We start from the raw sequence: 21,101 nt of genomic DNA, 5'->3' as shown, positions 1-21,101 counted from the left end.
CGGGTCACCCTCGATTTGACCCTTGCAACTATGCGCATACCGCACTGTTGATCTTCAGCGGGCCGGAACAGACCCTAGTCTTCCGCGTCAGGTGCATCGAGGCATCGACGCAGGGCCTCGGTGCTGAAGCCCCACCAGGGAGGTACCTGTGCGTAAGTTGACCGTGGGACTGCTCAGTCTCACGCTCGCGTCGGGGATGGGGGTGTTTGTCGGCGGGGGCGCGGCCCATGCCGTGCCGGCGCAGCAGTCGCCGTCCGTCGACGCCTCGTCGCCCTCCGACGAGTTGATTTCGGCGGACGAGCAGAAGCAGCGCGCTGCCCGTGAGGTTGCCCTCTCGCAGGTGCTGAAGGGCGAGGCCCAGCCGGAGAAGCGCGGCGCGAGCACGGTCGTGAAGATCGGCAAGGCCGACCGCAGCAAGGGCCACGTCGACAAGTACGTCGAGCTGAGCCGCGAGCGGACCGACAAGATTTTCGTTGTGCTCGCCGAGTTCGGCGACCAGCGGCACCCGAACTACCCGGACCAGGACACCAACCCGTCCATCCCCGGCCCGGCCAAGTTCGACGGCCCGCTGCACAACCAGATCCCGCAGCCGGACCGCGCCAAGGACAACTCGACGATCTGGAAGCAGGACTTCAACAAGCAGTACTTCGAGAACATGTACTTCGCCACCGGCAACGGGGTGGAGTCGCTCAAGACGTACTACGAGAAGCAGTCCTCCGGCCGGTACAGCGTCGACGGCATGGTCACCGACTGGGTGAAGGTGCCATACAACGAGGCCCGCTACGGCCGCAGCAACGGCTACCCCTGCACGTCGAACGTCTGCAGCAACAGCTACGCGCTGATCCAGGACGCGATCGCGGCGTGGGTCGACTCGCAGCACGCCCAGGGCAAGTCCGACGCCGACATCAAGGCGACGCTGGCCTCCTACGACCAGTGGGACCGCAACGACTACGACCACGACGGCGACTTCAACGAGCCGGACGGGTACATCGACCACTTCCAGATCGTGCACGCCGGCGGCGACCAGGCCGACGGTGACCTGATCCAGGGCGAGGACGCGATCTGGAGCCACCGCTCCCAGGCGAACCTGCGCTCCGACCAGGGCCCGGCGGGCAACATGCGGGGCGGCTACCAGATCGGCACCACCGGTCTGTGGGTCAGCGACTACACGATGCAGCCGGAGAACGGCGGCCTGAGCGTGTTCGCGCACGAGTACGGCCACGACCTCGGCCTGCCGGACCACTACGACACCGCGGGCGCGAGCGGCAACGCCGAGAACCCGGTGAGCTGGTGGACCATCATGGCGCAGAGCCGCGTCAGCCTGCCCAGCGACAACGGGATCGCGGCCCGCGCCGCCGACCTCGGGGCGTGGGACAAGCTGCAGCTCGGCTGGCTGGACTACACCACGGTCAACGCCGGCAAGACGAAGCTGGTGGACCTCGGCCCGCACGAGTACAACAGCAAGAAGCCGCAGGCGGTCGTGGTCAACCTGCCGAAGAAGAAGGTCACCACGCCGCTGGCGACCCCGCCGGAGGGCACCAAGTCGTGGTGGAGCGGCGCGGGCAACATGCTCGACAACACGCTGACCCGCAACGTCTCGATCCCGGCCGGCACCACGACGCTGACGTTCCAGGCCAACTGGGACATCGAGCAGTGCGGCTCCGACGCGTGTGACTACGCGTACGTCGAGGTCAACGACGGCAGCGGCTTCAAGGCGATCCCGGGCAACATCACGGTCGCCGACGAGGGCAACGGCATCGACGACACCAGCAACGGCTGGGTGCCGGCGACGTTCGACCTGTCCGCGTTCGCGGGCAAGACGGTCGGCCTGCGCTTCCGGTACCTGACCGACCCGGCGGCGGGCGGCCTGGGCTTCTTCGCCGACGACATCCGCATCACCAACGGCGGCACCACGGTGTTCGCCGACGGCGCGGAGAACGGGCTCAACGGCTGGACCGCGGTGGGCTTCACGGCGGTGGGCGCGTCGCTGACGACGGAGTACGACAACTTCTACATCGCCTCGCACCGCACGTACGAGTCGTTCGACAAGTACATGAAGACCGGCCCGTACAACTTCGGGTTCGCGGACAAGCCGCAGATGGTCGAGCACTTCCCGTACGAGACCGGCCTGCTGGTCACCTACTGGGACACCTCGTACCGCGACAACAACACCAGCCAGCACCACGGTGAGGGCCTGATCCTGCCGATCGACTCGCACCCCGACCTGATGCTCAAGGCCGACGGCACGCCGTGGCGACCGCGGGTCCAGGGCTTCGACGCGCCGTTCTCGTTCGCGAAGACGGACTCGTTCACCCTGCACTCGGGCGCGACCAACGCGCCGAGCCGGCTGGGCGGGCAGTGGGGCAACCCGCTGTTCGACGACAGCAAGAGCTACTACCGTGAGGACCCGGCGACCAGCACCTACTACGGCGTGAAGGTTCCGAAGAACGGCGTGAAGATCTTCGCGCTGCTCGAGAACGGCACGTCGATGGCGGTGCTCGTCACCAGCTGAGCGGGAACCGTTTGCACCGGGAGGAGGTCCAAGTGGGCATGAAAGCTCATGTGGGCCTCCTTCTGGCCGTTCTGGTCCTGTCCGGGTGCGCGGCGAAAACCGATGCATCCGGACAGACCGCCGCACCGCCTCCCAGCGCCGAGCCCTCGCTCAGCCTTCCGCCGAAGCTGCCCAAGAACACCAGGTCCGAGCCGATGACCGATGACTTCCAGCAGGTCGTGGCCAAGGGCCGAATCCGCGTCAGCGGTACTTGCGTGGAGCTGGTCACGGACCAGCTGAACTGGGTGCTCATCGGCCCCGCGGCCGCCCAGGCGCGCGACGGTCAGCAGGTCACGGCGACGGGCGTGCCGGACCCGAACCGCGAGACCGGGTGTACCGGCAGCCCGCTGCTGGTCTCCAGCGTCGCGCCCGCGGGGTGACGTGGCGGGGCCGAGCCTGGCGAACCGTTGAGGAATGACCACCACGCCCTTCCAGGTCACGACCCCCCGGCTGACGATCCCCGTGGGCCCCGATGACCACACCTCCGGTCCGGCGGGCGCCCCCGTGTCCCTGGTCGAGTACGGGGACTTCCAGTGCCCGTACTGCGCCATGGCCCACACGATCCTGCAGGACCTGCTGCGGCTGCGGCGGGAGACCGTGCGGTACACCTTCCGGCACTTCCCGCTGACCAACGTGCACCCCTATGCGGACCTCGCCGCCGAGGTGGCCGAGGCCGCGGCGGTGCGTGGCGCCTTCTGGCCGATGCGCGACTGGCTCTTCGCCAACCAGTCCGGCATCAACCCGCGCCGGCTCATGGTCGGCGTCGAGCGCCTCGGCCTGCCCTCGGCCGAGGTGGGCGACGAGGTCGGCGCCCACCTCTACCTGGACCGGGTCCGCCGCGACCTGGTCGGCGGCGTGCGCAGCGGGGTCGGCGGCACTCCCACCTTCTTCGTCAACGGCGTCCGGCACGACGGCGGCTACTCCCTGGACGACCTGCTCGATGCGGTCGACCAGGCGGCCGAGGCGACGACGTCGGCGACGCATCGGGGCGGTCACACGCTGTAGCTCGTCCCTGATCACGCAGCGCAGCAATTCGGCGGACGGCGAGTTGATCGTCCGCCGATGAGCCGTGCTCCGGCGATTGCGCCACAATTCGCTGCGTGATCGGCGGCGATGAACTCGGAAAATCCGGACATCACCGAGGGTGAAATATTACGCGGGCGACATCCGTCAATTCGACATTGGTGGTCAGCGTTAATCCATTTTTGCGCCCGGACAGTTGCGATCGGTCAATGCGCAGGGCATGCTTTCGCTTCGGGTCTCACGGTCTTTCGGGCCCTAACTGTCCTGATCTCGGGTTTTGGGGGAGCCCGAGGCCGACGATTGGGTGACGGGTACGCGGTCCGATGCTGCTGGCCGATGACTTCTTTCTGATTGCGCACGACGACCGCGACGGCAAGCCTCGGCTGTCCGCGCGCGCGGTGGAGCTCGGGCTGGCCGGAGCCATGCTCGGCGAGCTCGTGCTGGAGCAACGGATCACGGTCGAGGGGCCGAGGCTGCGCGTGCTCAGCAGCGAGCCGCCCGCCGACCCGCTCGCGCACACCAACCTGGCGACGATGGTCGCCGAGGTGCAGCACCGCGAGGTGCGCACCTGGCTGCAGTTCTTCGGATTCTCGGCGGTCGAGGAGGTCGGCACCCGGCTGGCCCGCGTCGGCCTGGTCGAGAAGACCCTGGTGCGGCGCCTCCTGCGGTCCGAGACCCGATGGCTGCCCACGGACATCAACCTGCCGGCCGGGCGAGTGGTGCGCCTGCGCCGCCTGCTCACCGGATTCGAGCCCATGCGGGTCGCGGACACGACCCTGGCGGGCCTCGCGGAGGCGACCGGGCTGACCGGTCACATCCTGTGGGACCGCGACCCCTCGGGCGGCAGAAGGCTTCAACACGCGATCAGCTCCCTGCCGCCGCCGCTGCGCGACCTGATTCTGCAGGTCGAGTCGGCGATCGGCGATGCGGTGCTGTCGCAACGCGGGTGACGGCGCGGCCTCGGACTTCCCTCTTCCCTTCCCCCTCAAAAAAATCCCCTGGAGGACCGATGTCCGCAACGTCGCCGACGCGACCGAGCGTGGTATCCCAGGCACTGGCCCGCGACCGGCTGGGCGTGCCTTCCGTCATCATGTTCGCCCTGACCGCGGCAGCGCCGCTGATGGTCGTGGGCGCGCTCGTCTCGACCGGCTGGGGCGTGGTCGGCACGACCGGCTTCCCGCTGGCGTTCCTGATCATCGCCGCGATCCTCGCCGTGTTCAGCTTCGGCTACGTCGCGATGTCGCGGCACATCACGAACGCGGGCGCCTTCTACTCCTACATCGCGCAGGGGCTGGGCCGGCCGCTGGGCGTCGGCGGGGCCATGGTGGCCCTGCTCGCCTACAACCTGCTGCAGGTGGGGCTGTACGGCGCGTTCGGCGCCTTCCTGTCGCAGTTCCTCGCCGAGAAGGCGAACCTGAACGTCGACTGGTGGATCCTCGCGCTGGTGCTGTGGCTGTTCATCGCGGTCCTCGGCCTGCTGCGCGTCGACGTCAACAGCAAGGTCCTCATGATCCTGCTCGGCGCCGAGCTGATCGTGGTGACGATCTTCGACGTGATCTTCTTCAGCCACCCGGCCGGCGGCTCACTGAGCGTCGAGCCGTGGACCTGGAGCGCGCTCAAGGACGGCGCGGGCCCGGCCTTCGCGGTCGCGACCACGGCGTTCGTCGGCTTCGAGGCCGCCCCGGTCTTCGCCGAGGAGGCCCGCAGCAAGAACCGGACGGTGGCCCTGGCGACGTTCCTCGGCCTCGGGGTCATGTTCCTGTCGTACTCGCTCACCAGCTGGGCCGCGTCGGCCAGCATGGGCGTGGACCAGACCGTGGCCAAGGCGCAGGAGACGCTCGCGACCGGCGGCCCCTTCTTCCCCACCCTGATCGAGAAGGGCGGCGACTGGGCCGGCGACGTCGGCACGGTCCTGCTCATCACGAGCATCGCGGCGGCGGCGCTGAGCTACCACAACACGACGGCGCGGTACGCCTTCGCGCTGGGCCGTGAGCGGGTGCTCCCGTCGTTCTTCGGCCGCACCCGGGCCCGCTCGGGCGCCCCCATGGCCGGCTCGCTGTTCCAGACGATCATCGCGGCCGTCACCATCGTGGTGTTCGCGGTGGCGGGCTGGGACCCGCTGGTGAACCTGTTCTTCTGGCTGGGCACCTCGGGCGGCGTCGGCGTGCTGCTGCTCGTCGCGGCCACGTCCCTCTCGGTGATCTTCTACTTCGTGCGGGACGGCCGCGGCGAGAGCGCCTGGTCGCGGCTCATCGCCCCGATCCTGGCGACGCTCGCGCTCGCCTACGTCATGTGGCAGGTGTTCGACAACTTCGGCCTGCTGCTCGGCATCGCCCCGGACGACCCCAACCCGGCGGTGTGGGCGTTCCCGACGGCCTACGCCGTCGCCGCGGTCATCGGCATCGTCTGGGCGCTCGTCCTGCGCGGGCTCAACCGGCAGGACTACGACGCGATCGGCCTCGGCGCCCGGGCCAACACCGCGCGCCTCGAGTCCGTGGAGTCGGTCGAGGTCCGCTGAAACCCGAAGTGGGGAGGCCGGCGGTGGCCGGCCTCCCCACTGTCTTTCCACACGCCTACCGCGGGGTGTTACCCGTAGGTGAGCGCCGGCGTGGGCTCGACTCGGTCGGCGGCCGCGCGCAGCTGGCGGGCGGCGAAGCCGCGCACCTTCTTGAGCGTGGCCGACTCGGGCCGGCGGTCGTCGACGACGGGGGCGTTCGGCATCGCCGAGTGTGCCTCCAGACGGACGGCCTCGAGCGAGACGATCATGGCGATCGGGGTCATGCGAGCTCCTTGGTGTTCGGGCCGGTGGTCGCCCTGACCACCAGCGATACGGGCAGCGTCAGGCGACGCCGCGCCGGGTCCTCGGGCGGGTCGAGCAGGATCTCGCCCGCGAGCCGCCCACGCTCGACGCTGGGCTGGCGGATGGTGGTGAGTCCGGCCGGCTCGGCCTCGTCGATGTCGTCGAAGCCGGTGACCGACACGTCCCGGCCGGGGCGCAGGCCCCGGGCGCGCAGCGCGTCGAGCACGCCGAGCGCGAGGACGTCGGAGGTGGTCAGGATCGCCGTGGCCCGGTCGAGCCGGTCCAGCGCGTGCGCCGCGGCCGCCCCGCCCTCGTCGCGGGCGTTGTCCGCCGCGTTGATGAGCAGCACCCGGTCCCACGGCACGCCGGCCGCCACGAGCGCGTCGCGGAAGCCCCGCACCCGCTGCCCGGTGACGTAGTAGCGCAGGGCGTCCGGGTCGGCGTCGACCGGCCCGGTCACGCCGCCGTCGACGATCCAGTGCGCGACGATCGCGATCTGGCGGTGGCCGAGCCGGGCGATGTGCTCGCCCAGCCGGCGCGCGGCCGCCCGCTCGTCGATGCCGACGTAGCCGGCGTCGGGGCCGAACGCGTCCGGGTCCTCGCCGATCACGATCGGCACGCCCCGGGCGCGGATCAGCTCCAGCGCGCCGTGCCAGTCGGGCACGCAGTAGAGGCAGAAGGCGTCGACCGCGGCGTTGCCGACCACCCGCCGGCCGGCCTCCTCGTCCTTGGGCAGGTTCAGCAGCAGCAGCGAGGTCTCCCGGGCCGAGGCCGCCTCGGCCAGGCCGCGCAGGTAGGCGACCGCGTAGGGGTCGGTGAACGCCATCGACAGGTTGTCCGTGAGCAGGACGCCGATCGCGTTGACCTTGCCGCGGCGCAGCGAGCGGGCCGTCGGGTTGGGGCCCGAGTAGCCCAGCCGCTCGGCGGCCGCGAGGATGCGGGACCGCAGCTCGGGGGAGAGCTGATCCGGGCGGCTGTACGCGTTGGAGACGGTGCTCCGCGACACGCCCAGCTCGTCGGCGATGGTTTGCAGCGTGGCCGGCATGCTTCCCCCTCTCTGTATCGATCCAGTTCTTCTATATCGATACAGTACGTCGGTGCGAGCGGCCCGGCCAGGGTTTTGTCGGGTCCTGGCATGTGGGCCGCAACACGTGTCCTGAGCTGCTCTTTTAACCCTTACGCAATGGCGCGCCACCAGGGTTCAAGAGCCGGCAACGCGTCGATGTTCACCCGGTCACCCGGCTGCGGCACCACGAGCTCGATGTCCCGGGCCCGGGCCTCCTCGACCAGCCGCTCGACCGGCTCCGACCACGCGTGCAGGGCCAGGTTGAACGTGCACCAGTGCAGCGGGATGAGCACCCGCGCCTGCACGTCGAGGTGCGCGCTCGCCCCGTCCTCGGGCTTCATGTGGATGTCCGGCCAGGCGTCGTTGTACGCGCCCACCTGGATCAGCGAAGCGTCGAACGGGCCGTGCCGCTCGCCGATCTGCTTGTACCCCTCGAAGTAGCCGGAGTCGCCCGTGTAGAACAGGCTCCGGCGCGCCCCCTTCACGACCCACGACGCCCACAGGGTGCCGTCGCGCGTGAACCGGCGGCCGGAGAAGTGCCGGGCCGCCGTGGCGACGAGGGTGACCCCGCGGACCTCGTGCTGCTCGTCCCAGTCCAGCTCGATCACGCGCTCCGAGGGCACGCCCCAGCGCTCGAGGTGGGCGCCCACGCCGAGCGGCACCAGGAACGGCGCCTGCTGGGTGCGCTGCAGCTGCCGGATCGAGGCGAGGTCGAGGTGGTCGTAGTGATCGTGGGAGATGACCACGGCGTCGATGCGGGGCAGCTCCTCCAGCGGCAGCGGCACCGGGTGCAGGCGCTTCGGGCCCGCGAACGACGTCGGCGAGCAGCGGTCGCTCCACACCGGGTCGAACAGCACCCGGACGCCCTCGATCTCGACCAGCGCGGTCGAGTGACCCAGCCAGGTCACGTGCAGCCCGTCCGGGTCGAGCCGGCCGCCGAGCTGCGGGCGCGTCACCGGAATCACGCCGAGCGGCCTGCGGCGCTGCTTGCCCACGAGCAGCTCGACGAACGCGTCCCGCATCGCGTGCGGCGGCAGGATCTCGGCCGGCACCGAGTTCTCGAACTTGCCGTCGCCGAACTGCGGCGAGCGCCGCATGCGCTCGGCCCGCGCGCCCGCCGGGACCGCCCCCAGCTGCGCCGGAAGGTCACGCAGCGCCCATGCGACGCCACCGGCGGCGGCCGCCACCGCGGCCCACGCGAGCACCCGAGTCGTCTTGCCCATTGCTCCGTCGCCTCCAGTTGTGGTGAGGTTCAGCACCCGTCCGTTTCGATTTTCTCTCGGCCCTCCGGTCGGCCGGACACCGGCAGAGCCCCTTCGAAGGCCCCCGATCTGCGGAAACGTCGATCAGGAGGAGTTCGAGCCGGGATAACGAGCAGATGTACGGCGGGGGCGGGGCCCTGTTGCCGGACATCCAGGTGTGCAAGGCTGCCCGCGAACTCCCTCTTCACGCGCATGCATCGCGTAGGTCACTTTCTCCCGGAGGCCTGTCGTGGTCTGGTACACCAACCAGTCACTCCTGTTGATCCTGCTCGCGTTCCTGCTCGGTCTGCTGGTCGGTTACCTCTGGTGGGGCCTGCGCCTGCGCCGGGTCCGGTCGTCCGAATCCGCCACCGAGTCCACCACAGCGGCGCCGGTCGCGCCCGTCGCGGCCCCCGCCTCGGCACCGGTCGCGGCTCCCGCCTCGGCGGCCCCCATCGCGGCGGCGGTCGCCGCTGCCGAACCTATCGCGGAGCCGGCTCCCGCGCCCGAACCCGTTGCCGTTGTCGAGGACGAGCCGGTCGCGGTCGTCGAGGACGAGCCCGTAGCCGTTGTCGAGGACGAGCCCGTCGCGGTTGTTGAGAAGGAGCCCGTCGACGCCGATCTCGTGGCCGATGTCGAGTCGGCGTTCGCGGCCGAGCCCGTCGAGGCCGTCGAGGCCGTCGAGCCGGTCGAGGCCGTCGAGTCGGCCGGGGAGCCGGCGCGGGACGAGCTCGAGCGGATCGAGGGCATCGGGCCGAAGATCGCGGCGGCGCTTCGTGCGGCGGGCATCACCACCTACGCGCAGCTGGCCGACGCCGAGCGGTCCACTGTGGAGCTCGCGCTCGAGCGGGCGAATCTGCGGTTCGCGCCCAGCCTCGGGACGTGGTCGCGGCAGGCGCGGCTGCTCGCCGACGGGGACGAGACCGGCTTCAAGGAGCTGACCGACCGGCTCATCGCGGGCCGCGAGGTGGCGGCCAAGGCGGCTGCCGAGTCCGCACCGCTCGCTGACGTCGAGCCCGAGCTCGAGCCGGTCGCGGTCGAGCCCGAGCCGGAGCGTGAGCCGGTCGTGGTCGCGGTTGAGCCTGAGCCTGAGCCGGCCGTGGTCGAGCCGGTCGCGGTCGAGCCTGAGCCGGTCGCGGTCGAGCCTGAGCCGGTCGCGGTCGAGCCTGAGCCGGTCGCGGTCGAGCCTGAGCCGGTCGCGGTTGAGCCTGAGCCGGTCGCACTCGAACCGGAACCTGAGCCCGAGCCGGTCGTGGAAGAGCCGGTGGCCGAAGCGCCAGAGCCGGTCGTCGAAGCGCCAGAGCCGGTCGTCGAAGCGCCCGAGCCGGTTGTCGTCCCCGCGCAGGCCGTCGCGGCCGAGGACGTCAAGCCCGACAATCTCAAGCGTATCGAGGGCATCGGGCCGAAGATGTCGGCGGCGTTGATCGCGTCGGGCATCAAGACGTACCAGCAGCTGGCCGACGCCGACGTCGACACGCTCCGCGCGGCGATCGAGGCCGCCGGTCTGCGCTTCGCCCCGAGCATCGTCACCTGGTCCCGGCAGGCGCGGCACCTCGCCGACGGGGACGAGGAGGGCTTCGCGGACCTGACCCGGCGCCTCGTCGCCGGCCGCGACACCGGGCGCGCCTGATGGCGGGCGCGACCCGTGCGGCGTCGACGACCAGCTGGGAGATCCGCAAGCGGAACCCCCTCATCCCGATCGGCGTCGCCGTCGTGGGGCTGGCGGCGCTGGTGATCGCGTTCGAGGTACCGCACCGGCACTCGGTCGAGGACAACCTCACCGATCGCACCAAGGTCGCGCTCACCGACGCGGGCATCGACGCCGACGTCACGTTCGTCGGGCGCGACGGCACCGTGAAGGTCGGCTCGGCGGACGAGAAGGACAAGGCGCGCCAGGTCACGCTCGGCGTCGAGGGCGTGCGCGTCGTGGACGTACAGGCGCCGCCGAAGGTGGAAACCCCCGCGGTCCAGCAGCAGTCCGTGTCGGTGAAGCTGCTGGTCGACAACGGCAAGGTCACGCTCACCGGCACCGTGCCGGCCGAGGCCGACCGCGCGAAGATCGTGGACGCGGCCAAGCAGGCCTTCGGCGCCGAGAACGTGCAGGACGAGCTGGTCGTCGACGCGGCGCGGGCCGGCGACGACACCGACCTGGCCGGGCTGGGCGCGGTCGCGGCGGCGCTGGGCAAGGACGCGAAGGCCGGGGTCGTCGACCTCACCGAGCATGTCGTGACGCTGACCGGTACCGTCGCGTCGCAGGACGCCAAGGACAAGGCCGAGGCCGCGGCCAAGGCGGCGGCCAGGTCCGGGACGGTCCGCGACGAGCTCGTGGTCGGCCAGGCGGCCGCGCCCGAGCAGGTGCAGAAGCAGCTCATCGCGCTGCCGACGGTCGAGTTCGAGAACAACAGCGCCACGCTGACCGCGCAGGGCCGGGCCGTGGTGGAGAACGCGGCCTCGATCCTCAAGGCGAACCCGGACGTGAAGGTGAGCATCGAGGGCCACACGGACCTCACCGGTACCGCGGCGAACAATCAGGTCCTGAGCGAGAACCGGGCCCGCACCGTGCTGGACACCCTCGTCTCGCTGGGCATCTCCACGGACCGCCTGAGCTCCAAGGGCTTCGGCGAGAGCCGGCCGAAGGTGCAGGGCAGCGACGCCGCGGCCAACGCCGTGAACCGGCGGGTCGAGTTCATCGTGCAGCAGTGACACAAAAGGGGCGCGGCCGTCGCCGGCCGCGCCCCCCTTTGTGGACGGTCAGGCGATGGGCCGGGAGCGGCCGTACGCCAGCAGGGCCACGCCGAGCGCGGTGATGATTCCGGCCCAGACGGTCAGGACGAGCGCCTGCGGGCCGGTGACGGGAAGGGTGCCACCGCCGGTCGCGGCCGCGGCCTGGACCGTGACGGCCATGCGGATCTGGTGGACCGTGCCGGTCGGGTCGACGCCGGCGGCGACGACGTCGTGCGCGCCGAAGGCGACGGTGGCGGGGATCGTGATGGGCTGGCTGAAGGCGCCGGCGGCATCGGTCGTGACGGTGCCGAGCACCACGGGCGTGCTGTAGAGGATGATCGACGCGGTGGAGTACGGGGCGAAGCCGGTGCCGACGACGGTGATCCGCTGCGCCGGCTCGACCTTGGACAGGACGCCCTCGGTGGTGGTGAGGGTCGTCGGCGCGCTGAGCGGCACGCTCGCCGGGACGTCGGGCTGGGCCGCGGTGACGGCGCCGGACGCCGGGGAGGCGGCGGAGTCGCCGCCGGCGGTGTGCGCGACCACGGTGTAGGTGTAGGACACGCCCGCGGTGGCGCCGATGACGCAGGACGTCGCGGTGCGGGCGGTCGTGGTGCAGGTGGCGGGGCCGGGGCTCGCGTAGACCGTGTACCCGGTCACCGTGGTCGTCGGGGACGGGGCCCAGCTGACGGTGGCCGAGGCGGTGCCCGCGACCGCGGTGGGCGCGCTCACCGGGGCCGGAGGCGTGGTCGCGGTCGTGGCGGCGGCGGCCGCTCCGGTGCCCAGGGCGTTCGTGGCGCGCACCGTGACCTGGTACGCGGTGCCCGGGGTGAGGCCGGTGACGGTTCCGGTGAGCGGGGACCCCGAGGGCGTGAAGGCCGTCCACGTGGTGCCGCCGTCGGTGGAGATCTCGTAGCCGGTGACCGTGGAGCCGCCGGTGTCCGCCACGGTGAAGCTCACGGTCATCGCGGTCGCCGCGGGCACCACGGTGACGGCGCTCGGCGCGGCCGGCGGACCCGCCGGGGTCACGGCCGCGGTGGCGGCGGACTCGGGAGAGTCGCCGGCGGCGTTGGTGGCGTGGACGGTGAAGGTGTAGGCCGTGCCGTTGGTGAGCCCGGTGATCGTGCACGGGGACGAGACGCAGGTGGCGGTCACCCCGCCCGGGGCCGAGGTCACGGTGTACGAGGTGATGGCGGCGCCGCCCGTGGACGCCGGAGCGGTGAAGGACACCGTCGCCTGCCCGGCGCCGCCCGTGGCCGAGGGGCCGGTGGGGGCGGCCGGGACGGTGGAGGGGGTCACGCTGACGGCCGCGGAGGCCGTGCCGGCGCCGATGCCGTTGAGCGCGCGGATCCGCACGGAGTACGCGGTGCCGTTGGTGAGGCCGGTGACGCTCGCGTGCAGGGGCGCCGTGCCGGTCGTGACCAGCGCGTTCCAGGTGGTGCCGCCGTCGGTGCTGTACTCGTACCCCGTGATCGGCTCGCCGCCGGTGTCGGCGGGGGCGGTGAAGGTGAGGGCGGCCGCGCCGTTGCCGCGGGCGGCGCTGACCGCCGTCGGCGCACCGGCGACCGTGGCCGGCGTGACCGGCGACGAGGCGGTGGACTCGGCGGAGTCACCGGAGGTGTTGGTGGCGTGGACGGTGAACGTGTAGGCCGTGCCGTTGGTCAGACCGGTGATCGTGCACGGGGACGACGGGCAGGTCGCCGTGGCCCCGCCGGGTGTGGCGGTCACCGTGTAGGAGGCGATGGGTGCGCCGCCGTCGTCGGCGGGGGCGGAGAACGCGACCGAGGCGGTGGCGTTGCCGCGGGTGGCCGTGACGGCGCTGGGCGCGCCCGGCACCCTGGCCGGTGTCGCGGACCGGGCGGAGGACGCGGCGCCGTCGCCCTCGGCGTTGACGGCCCGGACGGTGACGGAGTAGGCGGTGCCGTTGGTCAGGCCGGTGACGGTCCCGGTGAGGACCCCGTTGGACGCGCTGGTGGACAGCGGCGCCCAACTCGTGCCGCCGTCGGTCGAGATCTGGTACCCGGTGATCGGCGACCCCTCGTCCGGCGGGGCGGCGAACGAGACGGACACCTGGCCGTCGCCGGGCGTGACCGTCACGGTGGGCGCCTGCGGCACGTCGACCGGGGTCACGGCGGCCGAGGCCGTGGACTCGGGCGAGTCGCCGGCCGCGTTGGTGGCGTGGACGGTGAACGTGTAGGCGGTGCCGTTGGTCAGGCCGGTGACGGTGCACGGGCTCGCCGGGCAGGTGGCGGTGATCGCGCCGGGGCTGGACGTGACGGTGTAGCCGGTGATCGGCGAGCCGCCGTCGGCCCCCGGCGCGGTGAAGGACACGGTGGCCTGCCCGGCTCCGGCCGTCGCCGAGGCCCCGGTCGGGGCGCCGGGCGGCAGCGCCGGGGTCACCGGGGCGGAGGCGGTGGACTCCACCGAGTCGCCGTTGGCGTTGGTGGCGTGGACGGTGAATGTGTAGGCGGTGCCGTTGGTCAGGCCGGTGACGGTGCACGGGCTCGCCGGGCAGGCGGCGGTGATCCCGTCGGGGCTGGACGTGACGGTGTAGCCGGTGATCGGCGAGCCGTTGTCGCTGGCCGGGGCGGTGAACGACACGACCGCCTGGGCGTTGCCCGGCTGCGCCGAGACGGCCGTGGGCGCGCTGGGCACCGCGGGCCCGTTGAACGTCAGCGTGACCGAGCCGGTCGCGCCGTCGCCCGCGACGAGGCCGGGCAACTGGACGCCGCCGGTGCCGCTCTTGACGCTGATCGTCGACGGGCCGAGGTTGCCCGGCCACGCCAGTGAGGAGCCACCGCCCCCGCCGGCGACGTTGGTGTTGAGGATGCCGTTGGTGCTCGCGCCCCCGCCGCCGCCTCCGCCGTAGCCCCCGCCGCCCCCGCCGCCGCGAGCGCTGCTGGGCAGCAGGCCGCCCGACCCGCCCGTCGCGATGGTCAGGGCGGCGGCGTTGTCGTTGCCGCCGGCCGTGCCGGCGGCGTAGTTGCCGGTGCCGCCGCTGCCGCCGGTGCCGCCGCTGCCGGCCGCCCCGGGTCCGGAGGTGGCCTGGGCGTTGTCGCTGGTGCCCGCCGAACCGGCATTGCCGCCGTCACCGTTGTAGGCGCCGCCGCCCCCGCCGCCCGCGATGGCCAGCTTGGTCAGCAGGTTGTGCCCGGCGTCGAGGGCGAAGAGGCCGGAGCCGCCGCCCCCGCTGCTCGTGCCGTGGTTGTCGCCGGACCCGGCCGTCCCGACGATCACGTACAGGTAGGTCGTTCCCAGCGGCAGCGCCGTGGTGCCGGCGACCTCGGCGCCGTTGCCCCCGATGTGCGAGCGGGCCGGGTAGCCGGCGCCCCCGCCGGCCCCGATGACGTCGACGTCGACCGACGTGGTGCCGGCCGGCACGCCCAGGGTGAACGTGCCGGCCGAGGTGCACGCCACGGTGCTCAGCGAGGCGGGTGTCGACCCGTCCGAACACGGCGACGACGTCGCCCAGGCCGGGGCCGCCGACATCAGGCACGCCCCGCCCCCGGCCAGCACCCCGCTGGCGAGCACCGCGGCCGAGCGCCGCACCCGTGCTCGCAAACGCTGCGTGAGAACCATCCCACCACCACCTTCACCATGGTGGGCGGGCTCACCCGCGCCCACACGAACGACAAATCCGGGCGAATTCGCCGTTCGCGAGTATAGGGCCGATATTACTTAGAGTGCTTGCAACCTCACTTATCGTGCCGATTACGCATCCGAGCGCACGACCTCGTATCCGGCGAGCGGGCCGGCGCAGACGGCGTACAGGCTGACGGTGCGGGCCGCGGTACCGCCGTTGCGCAGGGCGGTCAGCCACACCGACCGGCCGTCGGCCGCGCCGGGCGCCGACTCCTGGACGCGGGTCCGGAAGTCGGCACTGCCCGAGCCGACGACCGCCGCGCCACCGCCGAGGACCACCGAGCCCGCCGGGCACGGTGCGGTGTCGCGCACGAACCCGCCGGCGGCCACGGCGACGTCCTTGTGCACGACCTGGTAGCCGGCCGGAGCATCGGCGCAGACGGCGAACAACCGGATCGTGTGGGCGACCGTGTCGTTGTTGCGCAGCGCGGTCAGCCACAGCGACTGGCTGCCGGCCGTGCCGGGCGCGGACTCCTGGACGATGCGGTCGGTCGAGGCCGGCTGGTTGGAGCTGTACGGCGTGTCGGAGGCACCCCCGCCGAGCGCCACCGCTCCCGCCGGGCACGCGGCGACGTCCCGCACGAACGCGCCCGCGGCCACGGTGACGTCCTTCGAGACGATCTGGTAGCCGGTGAGGCCGTCGGCGCAGACGCTGTACAGCCCGATCTGGTGCGCGGCCCCGTCGGTGTTGCGGATGGTGGTCGCCCACAGGCGGGCCACCGCGTTCGCGGTGTGGTCGAAGTGGGCCCGGACCTCGGACCCCTCGATGCGCGTGCCGAAGTCGGCGCTGCCCTCACCGACGACGGCCGCGCCGCCGCCGGTCACCTGCCGGCCAGCGGCGCACATGCGCCCGCCGTTGATGATCCCGCCCGGCGTCATGGCCTGGGCCGCGGGCGCGGGCAGGAGCGCGACGGCCGCGGCCCCACTCGCGAGCGCGGCCGCGACCCGGCCCGTCCGGCTTCCCCCGTGCACGACCTGCGTACGTCCCTCGACGGCGTTGCCCGTTTTCTCAGACACTGAGCCCTCTCCCGTAGGTGGTGGACCGCTGTGCGGCGGCGCACAAGGTAGCCACCGGGGGCGGGCAGTTCACGGGAGAGTCAGCCTTCGGTCACTCGTCGCCGAACAGGAGAGGGGCGCGGCCGCAGTGGCCGCGCCCCTCACTTCGGTGCCGACGTGCTCAGTGGTGCACGGGGTAGAGCGGTTCGCGAGCGACGGCGCTGGTGTCCGCCCGCAGCGTCTGGGCCGAGGCCGCGAAGGCCGCGGTCGGGTCCGGCTGCGGCAGGGAGTCGCAGTTCTTGTCGGCGCGGTCGCCCGACTTGCGCTGCGGCAGCTTGCCGGTGGAGAGGTAGTCCGCGATCGTGTCGTCGATGCACGCGTTGCCGTTCAGCGAGTTGGCGTGCGTGGTCTGACCGACCTCGGCCAGCAGGGCGCTGTGCGGGAAGAGCCGCCGCGCCTGCAGGCTGCCCTCGAACGGGGTGGCCGCGTCGAGGGTGGTGCCGACGAACAGGACGCTCTTGACCTTGGAGCCGTCGACCTTGACCGGCTTCTGGGCCTTGGCCGGCCAGTAGAGGCACGGCGCGTTGAACCAGGTGTTCGACCAGGTCATGAACGGCGCCTTGAGGAACGTCAGCCAGTTGTCGCGCTGCCACTGGTTCCAGCTCTGCGGCCACTGCACGTCGGTGCACTGCACCGCGTTGTAGACCGCGAAGCCGTTGTCGTCGCCGGGCGCGATGTAGTTGTTGTAGGCGTCGACGATGACCTCGGTGTTGTGGTCGTTGGCCCAGCCCGCGAAGGCGTCGGCCAGCTCCAGCCACGTCGACTGGTAGTAGCCGGCGTAGAGGAAGATGTCCGTCCACTCGCTCGCGCCCACGACGCCGCCGGCCGGGGCCGAGCGCAGCTTCTGCTGCTCGGCGTACCAGCGCAGCTCGACCTGCTTCTCGGTCTTGCCGAGGTGGTACACACTGTCGTACTTGGCCAGCCAGCCGAACCAGATCTCGACGTTGCGCTGGAAGTTCGTGTCCTGGTCCAGGTTGGCCTGGTACCACACCTTGCGCACGTCGACGTTGCCGTCGAGCACCATGCGCCGGACCTTGTCCGGGTGCAGCGTGCCGTAGACCTGGCCGAGGTACGTGCCGTACGAGAAGCCGTAGTAGTTGATCTGCTGCGCGCCGAGCGCCTTGCGGATCGACTCCATGTCGTTGACCGAGTCGACGGTGCTCATGTGGTTGAGCAGCTCACCGCCGGCCTTGCCGCACGCCTTGGCGTAGCCCTTGGACTTGTCGAGCCAGAGGTTCTCGAGGTTCTTGTTCCAGGGGATGTACTCGGGGCGCGGGCCGGCGAAGTAGTCGTCGTCGCAGTGCAGCGCGGGAACGCTCGAGCCGACGCCGCGGGGGTCGAAGCCGATCCAGTCGTAGGCCTCGCCGGCGCCGTTGGGCACGTACTCGCCCAGGACCGACAGCGTCAGCCCGGACCCGCCGGGGCCACCCGGGTTGACCAGCATGACGCCCTGGTAGTCCTTGTCCGCCACCTTGTGCTTGATGCGCGAGACGGCGATCTGGATCTTCTTGCCGTTGGGCTTGCTGTAGTCGAGGGGCACGTCGAGCAGGCCGCACTCGGCCCCGCGGCGCTGCATGCCGGGGCTCTCGCACTGGCCCCACGGGATCGAGGCCGAGTAACCTTCGGCGCTCGGCGCGCCGGGCGCCGCCAGGGCACTCGAGGCCGGGGCGACGGCCGCGAGCAGGCCCGCGGCGGTGAAGAGGACCAGCCCCTTCACGGTCTTTTTCGTCAAGACAACCCTCCCAATCTGCCCAAATCTGTGCAGTGGCCAGCTGATTCGGGTCAAACAATGTCACGCCGATGCTTTCGGCCCGGCCCGCCGCGCGGAAGCGGCAACACCCTTTCCAACACCCGACGAAAACCGATGTCGGGCAACCGGCGGGCTCCGGTACAACGGTGTGATGCTGCGCAAGTACCCTCGGACGCCGCACCTGCAGGGTTCGCGGCTGCAGCCCGGGGACCACGACCTCGCCCAGGTGCCGTTTGCCGAGCTGGCCGGGCGGGCGCTGGTGGTGGAGGAGAAGCTCGACGGGGCGAACGCCGCGATCAGCTTCGATGCCGACGGCACGCTGCGGCTGCAGTCGCGCGGCCACTATCTGTCGGGCGGCCCGCGCGAGAAGCAGTTCGCCCCGTTCAAGGCGTGGGCGGCCGGCATCCGATACGGACTGTGGCCCGTGTTGCGCGCGCGCTTCATCCTGTACGGCGAGTGGTTGTACGCGAAACACACCGTGTTCTATGACGCGCTACCGCATCACTTCTGCGAGTTCGACGTCTACGACCGTCAATCCGAAACGTTTCTGTCCACGCCCCGCCGGCGGGAACTGCTCGACGGGCTCGGCATCGCCTCGGTGCCGGTGCTGGCCGAGGACGTGTTCCCCGACCTCGCGGCGCTGACCAAGCTCGTCGGCCCGTCGACCTGCCGCACCGGCGGCTGGCGGGACGCGCTGCGCGAGGCGGCCGTGACCGGGGGCGCCGACCCGGACCAGGTCGTGCGCGAGACCGACATGGCCGAGGAGATGGAGGGGTTGTACCTCAAGCTCGAGGACGCCGGCACGGTGCTGGGCCGCTACAAGTGGGTGCGGCCGAGCTTCCACACGGCGATCCTGGACTCGGGCAGCCACTGGCAGGACCGCCCGATCGTGGCCAACCGGGTCCGGGCGTGAATCTCCGGGAGCGCCTGGAACCGACCCCGATCACCGAGGCGCTCGAGCGCTCGGAGGAGTTCCGCGGCAGTCCGCCGGAGCAACAGCAGCGGTTGTACTGCGCGGCCGCGCTCCTGCACCGCGGCGAGCACGCCGCCCGGAAGCTGCTGTGGGAGCTCGGGGCGCCGATCGCCTGGCGGGAGCATGTCGCGGCGCTCGTGCGCTTCCAACGCCTGCCGTTCGACGCGCTGGAGCATCCCGACCTCGACCGCGCGGCCTTCCGGGTGAGCCTGCTGGCCCGCAACGACGAGCTGGCGCTGCTGGCGAGGGCCGCGGCGGACGGAGATCCGGGGCGGCTCGCGGCGATCGCGCTCTTCAGCGAGTACACCTGCGGCCTGGGGTGTTTCGCGGCGGAGCGCGGCTTCTCCTCCGACCATGCGCGGTTCGAGTATTTCCGGACCCCGGGGCGGGACCCGGACTACGCCGCCTTCGACGACACCCGGTGCACCGTGACCGTGATGTCCGGACTGCCCGGCTCCGGCAAGGACCACTGGGTCGCGGCCAACCGGCCCGGCGTGCCCGTCGTGAGCCTCGACGACCTGCGCGACGAGCTGGGCGTGCGCCCCACGCAGGACCAGGGGCCGGTGGTGGCCGCGGCGTACGCGCGGGCGAAGGAGCACCTGCGCGCCGGCTCCCCGTACGTCTGGAACGCCACCAATGTGACCCGCGCGCTGCGGTCGCGGGCCATCGGGGTGGCCGCGGACTACGGCGCGCGGGTCGAGGTGATCAGCGTCGAGGCCCCGCCGGACGTCGTGCACCGGCGCAACCGGGCGCGGGCGCGGGTCGTGCCGCCGGCCGTGATCGACCGGATGGCCGGCCGCTGGGAGCCGCCCGACCCGACCGAGGCGCACTCGGTCCGCTGGATCAGCAATCTCTAGCCGCGGGTGGCCGACCGCTGGCGCTGCATCGCGAGGGCCTGCAGGGCCGACGAGCGGATCAGCAGGAGCGGGTTGAGCGGCTCGTTGGCGGCGATGGCGCGCGCGTAGGGCCGGTTGTTCGTGGCCCAGCCGTCGTGGATGTCGTACTCGATCGACAGCGACCCGTTGTTCGACATCTGGTAGTCCAGCAGCACGCCGGGGCCGAGCGAGCGGGTCGCGATCTCGCCGGCCATGTGCGGGATCGGCGAGAAGAAGAAGGCGACCTTCGGGATCGGCTGGAACAGGTCCACGTCGATCAGGTCGAAGACGCCCATCGGCTGGTACATCCCGTGCGAGTCGTGGATGCACAGCCCGGCGCCGAGCTCGGCCCGGCCCGTGTTGTCGATCTCCATGTGCCCGGCCGGGCCGCCCGGGGTCACGATGCCGGCGCCGTCGTTGCCCGCGACGGTCAGCACGCTGCCCAGCGGGGCCGGGTAGTTGTGGGTGGCGACGATCTTGGTGCTGGGCGCGTGCGGGGTCTGGCGGGTGGTGTACATCGAGTACGTCTCGTTCCACGTGATCTCGAGGTGCCGCTCGAGGTAGTGGGCGGAGAGCCAGATCGTCGGCGCGCCGCTAGCCGAGGTGGCGATCGCGTGGAGCCCGAAGAGCGCGAAGTGGTGGTCGCGCAGCTGGTCGATCGTGGCCTCGTTCATGTCGATCGTGAGTTTGTGCTGCTCCACGCTGTCCTCCTGGGTTGGTGCGGCTCTGGAGACAGTGTGGGGCGGGCAGGTTGCACGATCGGGGCAATCAGTGAAAATCCCTCACGATCGCCTGGGCGGCCCGGCGCAGCTCGTGCTCGTCGGGCAGCCAGGCGTCGGCGATGTCGGGGTGGAGGCTCGCGCGGGCGATCTCGAGGAGCCGGTGGCTCACCTCGTCCACGGACTCGCCGTGATAGTCGTGCTCGATGACCTCGGCGGCGCGCTGCAGCGCCGACGTCAGCTGCGCCTCCAGCGGCTCCTGCAGCCGCTGGACGGCGGGGTCGGCGTGGGCCGGGTCGATGGTGACGTGCAGTTCCTGCATGGCCGTGGTACTGCCCCTCCGCGGCACATTTCATGCAGGCGCAGGTCAGGCGGCTACCGTACGGATGACCGCGCCCGGCCGGCGCAGGGTGCCGATCGCGCGCAGCGTCTTGGAGCCCTCGGCCGGGTAGGTCGCCCGGACCTGCGCCAGCGCCCACGCCATGCGGGCGACGGCGGTCTCCGGGTGATCGCCGAACTCGCTCGCGACCCGGGCCGCGCAACCCTGCACGCCCATGCGGCGCAGCGTCGCCGCGATCGCCATGCGGATCTCGCCGCGCGCCGGGGTCTGCGAGCCCTGCAGATCCGAGGCGAACAGCGCCTCGGCCCGAACGGCCTCGAATGTGGTAGCCATCTCGCACCTCC

General features: G+C 71.7%; 18 protein-coding genes. 9 read left to right on the top strand and 9 right to left on the bottom strand.

Going from position 1 to position 21,101, the window contains the following annotated elements:
- The first annotated feature begins 148 nt into the window (after positions 1-148).
- The 5 genes from ACQP1P_RS46310 (at position 149) to ACQP1P_RS46290 (ending at position 6,092) form a co-directional block, all read left to right on the top strand.
- Positions 149-2,512, top strand: a complete 2,364-nt coding sequence (locus tag ACQP1P_RS46310; RefSeq protein WP_433081521.1) for an immune inhibitor A domain-containing protein — start codon at positions 149-151, stop codon at positions 2,510-2,512.
- A gap of 194 nt (positions 2,513-2,706) precedes the next feature.
- Positions 2,707-2,931, top strand: a complete 225-nt coding sequence (locus tag ACQP1P_RS46305; protein ID WP_433081519.1) for a hypothetical protein — start codon at positions 2,707-2,709, stop codon at positions 2,929-2,931.
- A 34-nt stretch (positions 2,932-2,965) separates the two neighbouring features.
- Complete coding sequence (locus ACQP1P_RS46300) at positions 2,966-3,556, top strand: DsbA family protein (RefSeq protein WP_433081517.1); 591 nt, start codon at positions 2,966-2,968, stop codon at positions 3,554-3,556.
- A gap of 341 nt (positions 3,557-3,897) precedes the next feature.
- Entirely contained in the window at positions 3,898-4,524 is a 627-nt protein-coding gene (locus tag ACQP1P_RS46295; RefSeq protein WP_433081515.1) for a GOLPH3/VPS74 family protein, read from the top strand.
- 89 nt (positions 4,525-4,613) lie between these two features.
- Positions 4,614-6,092, top strand: a complete 1,479-nt coding sequence (locus ACQP1P_RS46290; RefSeq protein ID WP_433081513.1) for an APC family permease — start codon at positions 4,614-4,616, stop codon at positions 6,090-6,092.
- A gap of 68 nt (positions 6,093-6,160) precedes the next feature.
- On the opposite strand, the gene ACQP1P_RS46285 is transcribed toward ACQP1P_RS46290, so the two are convergent.
- From ACQP1P_RS46285 to ACQP1P_RS46275, 3 genes are all read right to left on the bottom strand, one after another.
- Entirely contained in the window at positions 6,161-6,355 is a 195-nt protein-coding gene (locus ACQP1P_RS46285; protein ID WP_433081511.1) for a hypothetical protein, read from the bottom strand.
- Positions 6,352-7,419, bottom strand: a complete 1,068-nt coding sequence (locus ACQP1P_RS46280; RefSeq protein WP_433081509.1) for a LacI family DNA-binding transcriptional regulator — start codon at positions 7,417-7,419, stop codon at positions 6,352-6,354. The genes ACQP1P_RS46285 and ACQP1P_RS46280 overlap by 4 nt, the downstream gene beginning before the upstream one ends.
- 131 nt (positions 7,420-7,550) lie before the next feature.
- On the bottom strand, positions 7,551-8,663 hold the full coding sequence (locus ACQP1P_RS46275) for an MBL fold metallo-hydrolase (RefSeq protein WP_433081507.1): 1,113 nt from the start codon (positions 8,661-8,663) through the stop codon (positions 7,551-7,553).
- Between the two features lie 268 nt (positions 8,664-8,931).
- On the opposite strand from ACQP1P_RS46275, the gene ACQP1P_RS46270 reads away from it, so the two are divergent.
- Positions 8,932-10,311 (top strand): helix-hairpin-helix domain-containing protein, encoded by a 1,380-nt coding sequence (locus ACQP1P_RS46270; protein ID WP_433081505.1) that lies wholly within the window; start codon positions 8,932-8,934, stop codon positions 10,309-10,311.
- Positions 10,311-11,384, top strand: coding sequence for an OmpA family protein (locus tag ACQP1P_RS46265; RefSeq protein ID WP_433081503.1), 1,074 nt, complete (start codon positions 10,311-10,313; stop codon positions 11,382-11,384). Before ACQP1P_RS46270 ends, ACQP1P_RS46265 begins: the two co-directional genes overlap by 1 nt.
- A gap of 48 nt (positions 11,385-11,432) precedes the next feature.
- Here the strand turns inward: ACQP1P_RS46265 and ACQP1P_RS46260 are convergent, their stop codons facing one another.
- From ACQP1P_RS46260 to ACQP1P_RS46250, 3 genes are all read right to left on the bottom strand, one after another.
- Complete coding sequence (locus tag ACQP1P_RS46260; RefSeq protein WP_433081501.1) at positions 11,433-14,981, bottom strand: beta strand repeat-containing protein; 3,549 nt, start codon at positions 14,979-14,981, stop codon at positions 11,433-11,435.
- A 132-nt stretch (positions 14,982-15,113) separates the two neighbouring features.
- Positions 15,114-16,061: a hypothetical protein gene (locus ACQP1P_RS46255; RefSeq protein ID WP_433081499.1), complete on the bottom strand. Its 948-nt coding sequence runs from the start codon at positions 16,059-16,061 to the stop codon at positions 15,114-15,116.
- Between the two features lie 160 nt (positions 16,062-16,221).
- Positions 16,222-17,832, bottom strand: coding sequence for an alpha/beta hydrolase (locus ACQP1P_RS46250; protein WP_433081497.1), 1,611 nt, complete (start codon positions 17,830-17,832; stop codon positions 16,222-16,224).
- 169 nt (positions 17,833-18,001) lie between these two features.
- Here ACQP1P_RS46250 and ACQP1P_RS46245 point away from each other — a divergent pair, with 169 nt between their 5' ends.
- Both ACQP1P_RS46245 and ACQP1P_RS46240 read left to right on the top strand, forming a co-directional pair.
- Positions 18,002-18,763 carry an RNA ligase family protein gene (locus tag ACQP1P_RS46245; RefSeq protein ID WP_433081495.1) on the top strand — a complete coding sequence of 254 codons (762 nt, stop codon included), beginning with the start codon at positions 18,002-18,004 and terminating at the stop codon, positions 18,761-18,763.
- Positions 18,760-19,680 (top strand): AAA family ATPase, encoded by a 921-nt coding sequence (locus ACQP1P_RS46240; protein WP_433081493.1) that lies wholly within the window; start codon positions 18,760-18,762, stop codon positions 19,678-19,680. Before ACQP1P_RS46245 ends, ACQP1P_RS46240 begins: the two co-directional genes overlap by 4 nt.
- Here the strand turns inward: ACQP1P_RS46240 and ACQP1P_RS46235 are convergent.
- The 3 genes from ACQP1P_RS46235 to ACQP1P_RS46225 form a co-directional block, all read right to left on the bottom strand.
- Positions 19,677-20,399, bottom strand: a complete 723-nt coding sequence (locus ACQP1P_RS46235; RefSeq protein ID WP_433081491.1) for a hypothetical protein — start codon at positions 20,397-20,399, stop codon at positions 19,677-19,679. The genes ACQP1P_RS46240 and ACQP1P_RS46235 overlap by 4 nt on opposite strands.
- Positions 20,400-20,466: 67 nt before the next feature.
- The gene (locus ACQP1P_RS46230) at positions 20,467-20,739 is read right to left on the bottom strand and encodes a hypothetical protein (protein WP_433081489.1); all 273 of its coding nucleotides are present in this window, start codon (positions 20,737-20,739) and stop codon (positions 20,467-20,469) included.
- Positions 20,740-20,784: 45 nt separating this feature from the next.
- A complete protein-coding gene (locus tag ACQP1P_RS46225; protein ID WP_433081487.1) occupies positions 20,785-21,090 on the bottom strand; it encodes a hypothetical protein in 306 nt (101 codons plus the stop codon).
- Positions 21,091-21,101 lie beyond the last annotated feature (11 nt).

This window comes from Dactylosporangium sp. CA-052675 (genome assembly GCF_050947935.1).
Lineage (GTDB): Bacteria > Actinomycetota > Actinomycetes > Mycobacteriales > Micromonosporaceae > Dactylosporangium.
This window is presented reverse-complemented; position numbering and strand designations above follow the sequence as displayed.